Here is a 12,931-nt window from a genome sequence, read left to right as displayed (position 1 = left end):
CCGGGCCGTCCGCTCCCCTAAGCCGGCTCGGTAACTCACTGGCGCCGCGAGGTGACTTCGTCGATCTTGTCGCCGGTGGCCGGAAAACCCCGGCGTCACAGACCGAGGGCGCTCACGAGCAGCGCGGCCACAGCGGCGCGGTGCCCGGGACTGTCCCGCCAGCGCAGCCGGCGGCCGGCCTCGACGACCACGCCGAACCCGGCGTGCACCAGTATCCGCGCCTGGCGTGCGTCGAGTCCTGGACGCGCCTGCCGCAGGTGCTGCTCCCAGACGGCGATGTGTTCGCGTTGCGCGACGACCAAGGGGCGGCGCAAGCCGTCGGGCAGGCCGGCGATCTCGGCGTTGGCCACGCTGTTGAGGGCGCTGTGCCCGAAGCTGTACGCCACGTAGGTCGCCGTCAGCGCGCTCAGGGCGTCGTGCGGATCGGTCAGCCCGCGGAGGTTGTGTTCGACCGCCTGGGCCAGCAGCCCCGCGGCCTGCAGGCAGGCGGCCGCCAGGATGTCGGCCTTGCCCGGGAAGTACCGGTAGAGCGCGGACGGCACCAGCCCCACGGCCTCGGCGATCCGGCCGTTCGTGACGGTGGCGAACCCGTCCCGCTCGAACAGGGGAACGGCGGCCGCGAGGATTTCCGAGCGCCGGGTCCGGGGCACCGGTGGGGCGGGTAGCTCGACGGCTCGCGTGGGCGCGAGCGCCGCCAGGGGGTCGGTCGCCGCCACGCGCAGGGCGGCGGCCTGCAGCAGGTCTTCGACCCGGCGCTGGGCGATCGAGTTGTGGTGCGTCGTGATGGATCCGATGGCCCCGAGGGCCGCCACGGCCCGCAGGTGCTCCTCGGGCCCCGGGTGCTCGCGCCGCACCGCGTCGGCGACGCGCTCGACGACGTGCGCGAACTTGCCCGCGAGCAGCCGGCGGTCTTCGCGCTCGAGGTACCGGGCCTCCCACCGGTACACGCCACCGGTCTCCCGGTGGGTGACGGTGACCCGGGTGACGGCGGCGAAGACGTCCGCCAGTGCCGCGTCCGGGGGCACCTCGCCGAGCGCGGCGACGAGCCGGTCCGCCATGACGTTCGCGCACGCGGCGAACAGGGCGTACTTGTTCGGGAAGTGCCGGTACAGGGCGGCCGCGGTGATGCCCACGCCGGCCGCGATCTCTTCCATGGACGCCGCGTGGTAGCCGCGCTCGCTGAACACCGTGGCGCCCGCCTCGACGATGAGCTGCCTGCGGTTGCGGGGCCGGACGGCCGCGGCCGGCTCGGCGGTCACCGCGGCCGCCGGGGGCGGGTCCGCCGGAATCGGGCCATGCGTGTCAGTCAACCACAGGGCGGCCAGGTCTTGCCGACACGCGCGTCAGCTTCTATGTTAATGGAGAATCTCCTCAAGAAGTACCCATTACCTATCAAGGAAGCTAGGTAAGTAAATGAGGAATCTCAGCAGGAGGAACGCTCTCACCCTCGGCGTCGCGCTCGGTCTGGTGAGCGCGACGAGCGTCGTCCCGGCCGAGGCCGCCGCGGGAACCGACCCGTGGTGGGTCTGGGACGACGAAGTGGACGCCCTGGTGGCGGGCCTCGTCGACAGCGGCCGGATCCCCGCGGTCAACACCGCGCTGCGGTCGTGGGTGGACAACGGCGACCCGCTGCCCGGCGACCTCCCGGCCGACCTCGCCGCCCACCTCCAGCGGGTGAACCGGCTGCCCTCCTGGGCCGACGTCACCAAGCTGCGCCGCGCCGCCGACTTCAACCGGCGCAAGGACACCTACCTGTTCCTGCTCTACGGCCTCGGCAGCGGCATCATGAGCACGGTGATCCCGCGGGAGGCCAGGTCGGTCTACTGGTCCGCGGGCGGCGCCGACATGCAGGACCGCGCGGCCAAGACGTTCACCTTCGGCTACGACCTGAGCGAAGCCGGCGCGTTCGAACCCGCGGGCCAGTTCGTGGTCACGGCCAACAAGACCCGCCTGGTGCACGCCGCGGTGCGCCACCTGCTGCCGCAGTCACCGCGCTGGCGGGCGGTCGCCGACGAGCGGGTGCCGATCAGCAACGGCGACATCCTGGTGACCTTCCACAGCCTCGGGACCTTCGTGCACCGGAAGCTGCGCGAATGGCACGTCCCGATGTCGGCCGCGGACGAAGAGGCCTTCCTCCACCAGTGGCAGGTCGCCATCCACCTGCTCGGCGTGCGGGAGGAGTTCATCCCCCGGACCTGGGCCGAGGCGGACGCGCAGGCGGCCCGGGTGCTCACCCCGCTCCTCGCCCCGACACCCGAGGGCAAGGAGCTGGCCGCGGACCTGCTGGGGCTGACCGCCCAGATCGATCTGGGTGTCACCCGGGGATTCCTCAACGAGTTCGTGCGGTACGTGCTCAGCAACGAGGTCGGCGACTGGCTCGGCCTGCCGCGCGATTACGCGGCGGCCACCCTGGTCCGCACCGGGTGGCCCGCATACATCGCGTTCCGGGAAGGGCTGCTGCCCATCGCCCCGGCAGGCTTCTTCCTCTTCGACCAGTTCGTGCGCGCGCTCGCCATGCTGTTCCTGAACAAGGGCAAGTCCTCGACGAGCACGCCCATCACCATCCCCACCGGCAACCGGCCCGGCGCCTGAACCCGCCGGGCCCGCGGCGTCAGGCGGGCCCCCGGCCCCACAACCGCCAGGTCTGGTTGAGCGGGCTGTTCTGGGTGACCGGCCGGCACGTCCACTGCAGGACCTGGGCGCGGGCGGCCGTGGAGACCTGGCCGACGTCGGCGCACTTGCCGCTGTGCCGGGCGACGAGCTGGTAGTCGTGGGAATCGTTGCCGCCGTAGGTGACTTTCCGCGGTGAGAACTGCTGGTTCGCGGCGCCGTCGGTGCAGCTGCCCTGCTGGACGGCCGCACCGTCGGCGGTCGAGGCGCCGGCGACCTCGAGGCACTTGCCGCTCTGCTGGTTGACGACGGTGTAGGTGCCCGCGACCCCGGACACCGGGCGGAAGTTCCACTGCTGCTGGTCGCCGCCCTCGCAGACGTCCTGCTGCTGCCGGTTGCCGTCCGCCGTACCCAGGTCGGTGTTGTCCAGGCACTGCTGGGAGTGCTGGGCGACGGCGACGGACTGGAAGCCGCCGTCCGACGGGGGCAGCAGGGTGATGCTCAACGCGTCGTCGACGGTGGTGTGCGGGACGCCGACGGTCACGGCGTTGCCGGAGACGGCCACCACCGAGTCCCGGACGGTGACCGGGCTCTGGACCGCGGCTCCGCCGTTGTACGGGATCCGCTGGACGACTACCCGCACCTGGTTGTTCTGGACGATGCCGGAGGTGGTGTCCAGGCGCTGCAGCGCGACCGCGACGTTCCCGGTCGTGCCGCCCCCGCCGACAAGAACCTTGGCCACCCCGTTCGCCTTGGTGGCGAAGGGGTCGTAGCCCGGGCTGGGCTTCGTGGCCACGATTTGGCCGGTCTGTGAGCCGTAGAAGCGGTAGGCCCACCACTCACCCTTGGGCTGGTAGCGGCCCGCGGAGTTGCGGACGAGCAGGTTGCCGAGGTCGTTGTGCAGGTTCCCGCCGCTCGCCCAGTTGGCGCGCAGCCCGTCGGCGCCGGCCCGCTCGAGCCGGGCGATGTACCAGGCGCCGTCACCGGGGTTCTGCTCGTTCGAGGCCCCGTACTCGTTGATCTGGTAGGGCCGCGGGTGCGGGATGCCGCGCGAGCCGAGTGACGCGTCGGCCGCGGCGACGTTCGCCACCGGGTCGCCCGGCAGGGAGTGCCAGCTCACGATGTCCGGAACCGTGCTCGAGCCGCGGACGAAGTCGAGGTACTGCGTCCACCAGCTCCCCGACGTCGACGGCACCCCGGCGAGGCTGGGGCCGACGATCGGCTGCGCCGGGAAGGCCGCCCGGATGCGCTGGTACGCGCGCTGCCACATGGCGAAGTACTGGCTCTGCGGCCGGTTCCAGAACAGCGTGATGTTGGGCTCGTTCCAGATGTCCCACTCCACCGGCGCCCCCGTCGCCCGCACGTCGTTGATCAGGCGGGTGAGGAAGGCGTCGTAGTCCGACCAGTCGCCGTTGTCGCCGGGGAACCGGGAGATCGGGTAGCCGTCCGCGCCCCAGAGGTCGTGCACCAGCAGGACGAACCGGCCGCCGAGCGAACGGGTGCGCAGGAGCTGGGCGCGGGTGGCGTTCCAGCGCCGGTCGTACTTGCCCGACACCCAGCCGCCCGGGCTGTCCAGCTGCGCACCCCCGGCCCGCATCGCCTGGAAGCGCACGTCCCGGAAGAAGTGGTCGGGCGGCGCCGACGCGTTCTCGGTCATGCCGTAGATCCAGCCGGAAGCCCGGTAGGTGGGCGCGCCGCCGGCGGCGGAGAAGTCGACCGAGACCGACTCGTCCGCGGCCTGGGCCGGCCCGGGCAGGGCCACGGCGGAGGCACCGGCCAGTGCTCCGGTGATCAGGAGGGCGGCCAGGCCACGGCGGACGCGAGGCCGCTGACGCGAGAGGTCCACTGACGACTCCTTCGGCGGGTGGACGTGCGGGGGGCCGATCGCGGATCATCGAACCGGTTCGACCACCAAGGAACGTACGCTGCAGGCAATTCACCGACAATCGGCCAAATGGAGGCGAACCGGTTCGGCGACGGGTAGGCGCCGCCGTCGAGACAGGAAGGGGCCTCCCCCGCGCCACCTCACGAGGAAAGCCCCTTCCGTCCGCCCCAGCGGCTCAGCGGTAGCCGGCGGCGACGACGTTCGCCTGCACCGCGTTGTCGGTCGCGTCCGAGGGGTAGCCCGCGACCATCGCCCCTTCGTAGAACGTGCCCGCGCTCAGGTTCGCCCCGCCGCCGGGCTTGCAGCAATCGCCGCCACTGCCCAGGATGATCGCGCCCTGCTTCTTCATCGGGCTGTAGCCGCCGGGGAGGCCGCCGTCCCACATCGTCGCGAGGCCGCCCGACTGGGCGTTGCTGCCCTTGAGCGCGAACCGGGACGTCCCGTTGTTCTTCAGCATCGCCGTGACGAACTTGCTCGGCAGCGCCCGCTGGTTCGGGTTCCACTGCTGGCTGCCGCCCGGGTACAGCCCCCACTCGAGGTCGGCCTGCACCCACGGCCCGGTGCCGGAGCACCCGCCGAACCAGCACTGGGTGCCGAAGTTGATCGCGTCCATCGCCCCGGCCGCGTCGGCCTTCCTGGTCGTCTCGCTGTTGCCGTAGTCGAAGCAGCAGCCGCTGTTGACGTGCGTCCCGCTGGTCACCATGTACATGCCCTCGGGAGCACTGCCGGTCGGCACCCCGGTCAGGTGACCGTCCCGCCAGTAGCTGTTGCCGGGGTTGATGTACAGGGAGTACGCCTTCGCGCCCCCGACCGTGAGCGACTCCGACGTGGCCTTCGCCGGGCTGCTCTGGCTGGACCCCGGGACCACACTCGAACCCTGGTACCACAGGTCGTTCCCGCGCCCGGACTGGTCGTAGACCACCGTGACGACACAGGTCGTGCCGGTGCAGAACGAGTCCTGGGCGGCCGCGTCGGCGGTGCCGCCCGCCTTCAGGACACCGACGTTCCTGGTCGTGTTGTCGGACGAGCGCCGGACCTGGTACAGGTTGCCCGCGTAGGTGCCGTAGAGCGCTCGCACCGTGCTGTGCGCGGCGACGCACGGCGTGCCACCGGAAGCGTAGATGTCGCACGGCGCCGTGCCGGTCGGCGGCGGGGTCGTCGCGGTGCTCCACCGCTGGTTGCTCTGGCCGTGGCAGGTCCACAGGACGACCGCGGTGCCGTTGGCCGTGCCGGCGCCGGTCACGTCCAGGCACAGGCCCGACTGGACTCCGCTGATCGTCCCGTCGGCGTTCTGCCGCCACTGCTGGTTCGCCCCGCCGTGGCACGACCAGATGATCGCCGCCGTCCCGGGCGAGGTCTGGTTGCCGGAGGCGTCCACGCACCGCGTGCCGTTCAGCGTCCGCAGCTCGCCCGCCGCGGTGAACTCGTACGCCTGCCCGGCCTGCCCGGTGCAGTCCTGGATCTCCAGCGCCGTTCCCGGCGCGTCGGTGCCGCCCTTCACGTTCAGGCACCGTCCCGACGCCGCGCCCACCAGCGGCGCCGGCGCCGCCCAAGCCGGTGCCGCACCGGCCAGTGCCGTCACCACCATCGCGGCCACCATCACGATCACGCGCACGGACACGATTCCTCCTCGAGTCGGCCGTCCGTTGTAGACAGACTCAACGGACGGCCTCAGTGGACAACGCCTCAGTGGACAACGCCTCAGTAGACAACACAGTCACGCCGACTTCCGCGGCACCAGCTCGGTGTCGAGCACCGTGCACCGACGCGGGGGCGAGCCGTCGATCATCGCCAGCAGTTCGGCGGTCATCCGGGCGCCCATTTCCTCCACCGGCTGGCGCACGGTGGTGAGCGGCGGATCCGTCCAGCAGCTGATCGGGAGATCGTCGAACCCGACGACGGCGACGTCACCGGGTACTTTCCGGCCGGCCCGGCGAAGCGCGCGCAACGCCCCGACCGCCATCATGTCCGAGGCGGCGAAGATCCCGTCGATGTCCGGCCGGCGGGCCAGCAGCCGGGACGTCGCGTACTCGCCCGACCCCTGCCCGAAGTCGCCGCACACCACGAGGCTCTCGTCGTACCGGCCGGCCCGCGTCATCGCCTGCCGGTACCCGAGCAGCCGGTCGACGCCCGCGGTCATGTCCTGCGGCCCGGCGACGGTCGCCACCGTGTGCCGTCCGCCGTCGAGCAACCGCTGGGTCGCCAGCCGCGCACCGCCCTCGTTGTCCGCGTCCACGTACGGCAGCCGGCCCACCCGCCCGGCCTGGACCGGCCGGCCGCCGAACACCACCGGGATGCCCAGCCAGTCCAGGTCGAGCGGCCGGCGGCCGTGCATGCCGACGACCAGCGCGCCGTCGACGTGCCCGCCGTCGAGGAACCGCACCACGGGCGCCTGGTAATCCTCCGTGGCCGGCACGGTGAGCAGCACGAGCTGCACCCCCACCGCGGTCAGCTCCCGGCCGACCCCGGCGGCGATCCGCGGGAAGTACGGGTCGGTGAACAACCGCGGCACTTCCTCGCAGACCACCAGCGCGATCGAACCGGTGTGCCGTGCGCTCGGCGCCCGCGCCGCCCGCTGCCGGGCGTAGCCCAGCGCCAGCATCGCGGACTCCACCTGTTTGCGTCGTTCCGGGCTCACCCGGGGAAATCCGTTCAGCACGCGGGAAGCAGTGGCGATCGACACCCCCGCCGCCCGCGCGACGTCGGCCAGGGTGGGACGGAAGCCGGACGGCTCGGCGATGGACACGGGTTCAGGCGCGCTGGAGCTGGAAACGCTGGTTGGCGTTCCCGCTGAACGTCCACTGGGAAATCCGCGCGCCGTCGGCGGTCGAAACGCCCCACACGTCCAGCGCCAGGCCACTCAGCCGGTTCACCAGGCTGACCGCGCCGCTGCCCTGGTCGACCACCCGCCACTGCTGGGCGGTGGCGTTGGTGTCGGCCTGCTGGCTGATGTCCGCGCCGCTGCCGGCGTTCGCCGCCTGGAGCACCAGGCCGCTGTGGCGGGCCCGGACGCGGTAGTAGCCGTCACCGGAATCGACGAAGTCGAACTGCTGGTTGAGGCCACCGGTGGCCGCCCACTGCTGCAGGAGCGCTCCGGCCGCCGTGGACGAGCCGGCGATCTCCATGAGCTTGCCGCTGTGCTGGGCCGCCAGCTTGTAGTTCACGCCGGTCTGGACCGGCGGGGTCGGCGGCTGGGTGGAGGAGTCGAACTGCGTGATGAACTTCCACACCTCGCCCGAGGTCCAGGTCTGCCAGCCGCTGCAGGTGCAGCCGTCGCGCGGACCGGGGTCGTGCCCGCCGTCGAAGGCGGCCCAGACGACCGGGTACCCGGCCCGGCAGCCGGAGTAGGCGGTGACGATGTGGGTCCGGCTCCCGCCCGAGGGCTCCGGCGGGTTCTGCGGGGTGCAGCCGTTGTTCCGGACGAACTGGTCGCGCAGCGACCGGCCGGAGGAGATGGGCAGGACGTTGTCCCCGATGCCGTGCATCCCGATGTACGCGACCGGCTGGGTCCCGCCGCTGCACCCGCTGAGGTTCGCCCCGGAATAGACGGCGACCGCGCGGAACACCGTGGGCCGGGCGCAGGCGAGGGCGTAGCTCATGGCGCCGCCGTAGCTGAAGCCGCCGGCGAAGACCTGTGACGTCTCGACGCACAGGGCGGCCTCGACTTGCCGCAGCAGGTCGTCGATGAAGGTCACGTCCTGGCCGCCGGGGTTGGCCCAGCCGTTGCCGTTGCCCTGGGGCGCCACGAAGATCGTGTTGTTGCCGGCGCTGTCCGCCAGCCGCCGGAGCCCGTAGTAGGACCAGTTGTAGCCGTCGGTCCCGCCCGAGTCGACGTCGTTCGCGGTGCCGCCCCGCCAGTGGAGGCCGACGAACAGGCGGTACGGGTGGTTGTTGTCGTAGTTGGCCGGCACCCGCAGGATGTAGCTGCGGTTCTGCCCGCCGCTGGAAATCGTGTGGTTGCCGCCGGCCAGCCCGGGGGCTTTCCCGCAGCCCGCGGTGCCGGCGGCTGCGGCGGCCGGCTCCGCCGGGCCGGGCGCGGCCGCCTGCGCGGTGCCGCTCGCGGTCAGGGCGAGCACGGCTCCGATCACGGCGGAGGCGAACAGGGATCTGCGTTGCACCATCACATGGCTCCCTCTGGTCTTCGGACGTCGTTGTCCTCCGGGGTCGGGGAAACCCCGGAGCAGAAAGTCCACAATGGACGCTCACCGGCGGCCCGCGATCGGAGCGCGGTCACGGGCCGAAGAGGCGCCGCTGGATCTCCCGGCGGTAGTCCTCCAGCGTGTTGTCGAGGTGAACGCCGGCGGCCTGGGCCGCCGCGTCCGGGTCGCCGTCGCGGATCGCCCGGTAGATCGCCCGGTGCTCCTCGATCGCGCCCACCGCGTGCCCGCCGATCGCGCCGGACATCCCGATGATGTTCGACTGGCGTTGCAGGCGACGGGCCTCGCGCACGGCCGCGACGAGGAACTGGTTGTGCGACGCGGCGGCGATCCCGACGTGGAAGTCGTCGTCGCCCCGGTCGAACAGCGCGGGCTGACCGGTCAGGTGGCCGTGCCGGCAGGTCTCGGCGGCGGCCTCGATCGCCCGCAGCTCGGCGGGGGTGGCGTTGGCCGCCGCCAGCCGGCTGGCGGCGGTCTCCTGGATCCGCCGGAACTCGAAGAGCATGTAGACGTGGTCGAGATCGGCCGGCAGGAAGAACGCTCCCCACCGGGAACCACCGAGCATGCCCTCGTCGTCGGAGACATACAGCCCACGTCCTTTGTGCGCTCGCACCCGGCCGATCGCCGAGAGGATCTTGACGGCCTCCCGCACCACGGTCCGGCTGGTTCCCATCCGCGCCGCCAGCTCGTTCTCGGTCGGCATCCGGTCGCCGGGCCGCAGCTCCAGTTCGGCGATGAGTTGCAGGATCTGCTCCGCCACCACCTCGTAGCCGGGGCGGTACGGGACCGGCGGTACTACTTCCTCGTCACGGGTCACCGAATGAGTATGACTCAGTACCCAGGGCAGCACCTTACCTCGCTCACCCGTCATCCGGTCAATCTTTGTCAAAGTGCTGTGAAACTTACATCTTTGCGACCGGCAGGAGCGCCAGGACGGAGCAATGAGCATGCTCATTGCTTGACGTCGGGGAGGTGCGCTGCTCTCATAGATCCCCGAGCCACCAGAGGAAAACCGGCCCGCAGCGTCGAAACTTTCGATCACCGTCCGGCTTTTCTCGCCGCGGTAAGTAATACACATCCTGCACCGGTCCGCCCGGCCGGCTTGCCGGCGGGTGCCACGACGAAGTGGAGTAGCTGATGAGGGGCAGGAGACACGCGACCGTCCTCGCCGCAGCACTCGCCACGGCGATCACGGCGAGCTGCGCGAGCGGCGGCGGCGCGTCACCGGCCCAAAACGGCTTCACGCCGACCGCACAGACCGGCGGAACGCTGACGGTGTGGGTGGATTCGACCCGGATGGCCGCCGCCCAGCTGTACCAAAAGCAGCATCCCGATGCGAAGCTCGACATCGTCGGCTACGACGGGGACGCCAACGGCTCGAACTACCTCCAGACCAAGGTGAGCCTGTTCAACCGCACCGGCGAAGGCTGGCCGGACGTGGTGTTCAGCTCGCAGAACAACGAGGTTTCCTGGGCCAGGCAGGCGAACTTCACGGCGCCGCTGAACAAAGGCCTGATGCCGCAGGCTGCTTTGGACGGCTGGGCCCCCGGCGCCAACGATCCCTGCACGGTGGACGGCACGGTGTACTGCCTGCGCAACGACCTCTCCCAGACCGTGCTCTGGTACAACACCGCGCTGATGAAGCAGTGGGGGTACCGGGTTCCGGCGACGTGGCCGGAGTACCAGGCGCTGGGGCAGAAGGTGGCCACCGAGCACCCGGGCTACCTGGTCGGGGCGGCGGGTGACACGTTCACGCCGGAGATCTACCTCTGGGCGAGCAAGTGCGGCGCCAACCGGATCACCGGCCCGAAGGCCGTCACGGTCACCGCCACCGAGCCGAACTGCACGCGGATGGCGCAGCTGCTGGACACGCTGATCAAGGCCGGCAGCATGTCCACCAGCAGCGTGTTCAGCTCCGACTTCGACAAGAACTCCGCGGACAAGATCCTCGTGCTGCCCGGCCCGTCCTGGTACGGCGGCTCCCTGTTCAAGGAGACCTTCAAGACCCCGGCGGGCCAGGTGGCCGTCGCCCCGATGCCGCAGTGGCCCGGCGACCCGAGCCCTTCGGCGGGCAACGTCGGCGGCGGGACGTGGCTGCTCTCCGCGCACAGCCACCACCTCAAGGCCGCCACGGACTTCCTCACCTGGGTCACCACCTCGGACGACTACCAGGGCAAGCTCGCGCCCGGTTACCCCGCGCACCGGCAGGCCGCGAAGACGTGGCTGGCGAACCAGGCCGCCTCCGGCTACTACGCGGGGGACATCGCCGGGCCGCTGCAGACCGCGGCCGGCCAGATCTGGTCCGGCTGGGGCTACGGCCAGTTCAGCCAGGAGGCGATCTGGGCGGCCACCGTCACCCCGGGCCTGACGGCGGGCAAGACCATCGTGTCGCTGCTCCCGGCGTGGCAGAGCGCGATCGAGAACTACGCCCGGTCCACCGGCTACGAAGTCAAGCAGCAATGAGCGCGCCGGTGGCCGGGCGACGGCGGTCCGGCCGGGCGGGCTACGGCTTCGTCGCCGCCTACGTGGTGCTGCTCATCGTGTTCGGCGTCGTCCCGACCGGCTACGCGATTTCCTTCGCGGTCACCGACGCGGGCGGTGGCTTCACCGGGCTCACGAACTTCGCGACCGCGGCACGGGACTTCCGGTTCGCCGCGGCCGCCGGGCACGTCGCGCTGTACCTGGTCTTCTGGCTCGCGGCGCTGGTGGTGTTCGTGGTCGGCCTGGCCTTGCTGCTGCACCGCATCGGCGCGCGCACCGCCGGCCGGGCCCTGCGGTTCCTGTACTACATCCCGGGCGCCCTCGCCGGCGCGGCGAGTGTGCTGGTGTGGCTGTTCATGCTGGACCCGGCCGTCAGCCCGGCCGGGTTCCTGCTGCGGGGCCTGGGGTTCGACACGTTCGGCCGGGTCGTCGCGTTCGAGCACCTGCCGGTGCTGTTCACGCTGATCGCGTTCTGGACCGGCGCGGGCGGGTGGATCGTGGTGCTGTACGGGGCGTTGAACACCATCTCCCCCGACGTCCTCGAAGCGGCCCGGATCGACGGCGCCGGTGCCTGGCAAACCGCGTGGCGGATCCAGCTCCCGTTGCTGCGCAAGTGGATCGTCTACATGGTGATCCTGGCGTTCGCCGGTGGCACCCAGCTGTTCGTGGAGCCACAGCTGCTGTCACAGGCCAGCGTCGGCGTGGCCGGCCGGGACTACTCGCTCAACCAGCTGTCCTACGACTTCGCCTTCCAGAACGACGACGTCGGCACCGCGGCCGCCATCTCGGTCGAGCTGCTGGTGGTCGGCCTGGTCGTGGCGGCCGTGTTCGTGACCCGGTCGAGGTTCTTCGATGCCGATTGACCTCGAGCGGCCGCCCGCACCGGCCCGCACCGCGGCCGTCCCCCGGTCCCGGGCCCCCCGGGGACGCCGGCTGCCGAACCCCCTGCCCGGCGTCGTCCTCGCGCTGTTCGTGCTGTTCTTCGTGCTGCCGGTGCTGTGGCTGGTGCTGGCCGCGACCAAGACCGACCAGCAGCTGGTGCACGGCCATCCACTGTCCTTCGGCTCCTGGCGGGCGCTGGGCGGCAACTGGGCCGCGCTGGTCTCCTACCAGGGCGGCGCGATCTTCGGCTGGCTGGGCAATTCGGCGCTCTATTCGTCCTTCGCGCTCGTGATCACGCTGTTCGTGGCGGTGCCCGCCGGGTACGCGCTGGCCAAGACCGAGTTCCGCGGCCGGCACGTGCTGCTCGTGACGACCCTGGTCGTCATGCTCATGCCGAACGCCACCCTGGTGGTGCCGTTGTTCCTGGAGCTCAACACCGTGCACCTGATCGGCACGATGTGGTCGATCGTCCTGCCGTACGCCTTCTACCCCTTCGGGGTGTACCTGGCCTACATCTACTTCACCACCGCCCTGCCGAAGGACCTGCTCGACGCCGCGCGGCTCGACGGCTGCTCGGAGTTCGGCGTGTTCCGCCGGGTCGCCCTGCCGCTGGCCACGCCGGTGGTCGCGCTGGTCGGGTTCTTCAGCTTCGTGGCCAACTGGACCAACTACTTCCTGCCGTACGTGATGCTGCCGGAGAGCGGCCGGTTCCCGGTCCAGGTCGGCCTCGGCACCCTGCTCAACGACGTCCCGCAGTTCAACCCGACCGTCGGCGGGCTCGCCGTCGAGCGTCCGGTGCTGGCGCTGGCCACGCTGCTGGCGATCACCCCGGTGCTCGTCGTGTTCCTGTTCTCCCAACGGTTTCTCGTCACCGGCATGCTCGCCGGAGCCACCAAACACTGATCCGCCCACGCGA

10 protein-coding genes are annotated in these 12,931 nt (G+C 71.2%); 4 read left to right on the top strand and 6 right to left on the bottom strand.

Going from position 1 to position 12,931, the window contains the following annotated elements:
• Positions 1-95: 95 nt before the first annotated feature.
• The gene (locus AB0M80_RS27630; RefSeq protein WP_364571180.1) at positions 96-1,259 is read right to left on the bottom strand and encodes a helix-turn-helix domain-containing protein; all 1,164 of its coding nucleotides are present in this window, start codon (positions 1,257-1,259) and stop codon (positions 96-98) included.
• 154 nt (positions 1,260-1,413) lie between these two features.
• On the opposite strand from AB0M80_RS27630, the gene AB0M80_RS27625 reads away from it, so the two are divergent.
• A complete protein-coding gene (locus AB0M80_RS27625; RefSeq protein ID WP_364570739.1) occupies positions 1,414-2,592 on the top strand; it encodes an oxygenase MpaB family protein in 1,179 nt (392 codons plus the stop codon).
• Positions 2,593-2,611: 19 nt separating this feature from the next.
• Here AB0M80_RS27625 and AB0M80_RS27620 read toward each other — a convergent pair whose 3' ends face one another.
• From AB0M80_RS27620 to AB0M80_RS27600, 5 genes are all read right to left on the bottom strand, one after another.
• Positions 2,612-4,456, bottom strand: a complete 1,845-nt coding sequence (locus AB0M80_RS27620; protein ID WP_364570736.1) for an RICIN domain-containing protein — start codon at positions 4,454-4,456, stop codon at positions 2,612-2,614.
• Positions 4,457-4,670: 214 nt separating this feature from the next.
• Positions 4,671-6,110 (bottom strand): arabinofuranosidase catalytic domain-containing protein, encoded by a 1,440-nt coding sequence (locus AB0M80_RS27615; protein WP_364571178.1) that lies wholly within the window; start codon positions 6,108-6,110, stop codon positions 4,671-4,673.
• Between the two features lie 102 nt (positions 6,111-6,212).
• Entirely contained in the window at positions 6,213-7,241 is a 1,029-nt protein-coding gene (locus AB0M80_RS27610; RefSeq protein WP_364570733.1) for a LacI family DNA-binding transcriptional regulator, read from the bottom strand.
• Between the two features lie 4 nt (positions 7,242-7,245).
• Entirely contained in the window at positions 7,246-8,616 is a 1,371-nt protein-coding gene (locus tag AB0M80_RS27605; protein ID WP_364570730.1) for an RICIN domain-containing protein, read from the bottom strand.
• Between the two features lie 109 nt (positions 8,617-8,725).
• Positions 8,726-9,469, bottom strand: a complete 744-nt coding sequence (locus AB0M80_RS27600) for a FadR/GntR family transcriptional regulator (RefSeq protein WP_364570727.1) — start codon at positions 9,467-9,469, stop codon at positions 8,726-8,728.
• Positions 9,470-9,789: 320 nt separating this feature from the next.
• On the opposite strand from AB0M80_RS27600, the gene AB0M80_RS27595 reads away from it, so the two are divergent.
• From AB0M80_RS27595 to AB0M80_RS27585, 3 genes are read left to right on the top strand one after another with little or no spacing between them, the layout of a single operon-like run.
• Positions 9,790-11,115, top strand: a complete 1,326-nt coding sequence (locus AB0M80_RS27595) for an ABC transporter substrate-binding protein (protein ID WP_364570724.1) — start codon at positions 9,790-9,792, stop codon at positions 11,113-11,115.
• Positions 11,112-11,996, top strand: coding sequence for a sugar ABC transporter permease (locus tag AB0M80_RS27590; RefSeq protein WP_364570721.1), 885 nt, complete (start codon positions 11,112-11,114; stop codon positions 11,994-11,996). Before AB0M80_RS27595 ends, AB0M80_RS27590 begins: the two co-directional genes overlap by 4 nt.
• Positions 11,986-12,918 carry a carbohydrate ABC transporter permease gene (locus AB0M80_RS27585; RefSeq protein WP_364570718.1) on the top strand — a complete coding sequence of 311 codons (933 nt, stop codon included), beginning with the start codon at positions 11,986-11,988 and terminating at the stop codon, positions 12,916-12,918. Before AB0M80_RS27590 ends, AB0M80_RS27585 begins: the two co-directional genes overlap by 11 nt.
• Positions 12,919-12,931: the final 13 nt, after the last annotated feature.

Source organism: Amycolatopsis sp. NPDC051045 (assembly GCF_040682955.1).
In the GTDB taxonomy this organism is placed as follows: Bacteria; Actinomycetota; Actinomycetes; order Mycobacteriales; family Pseudonocardiaceae; genus Amycolatopsis.
Note: the sequence above shows the minus strand (reverse complement) of the source record. Positions and strands in the feature narration are given on the sequence as shown.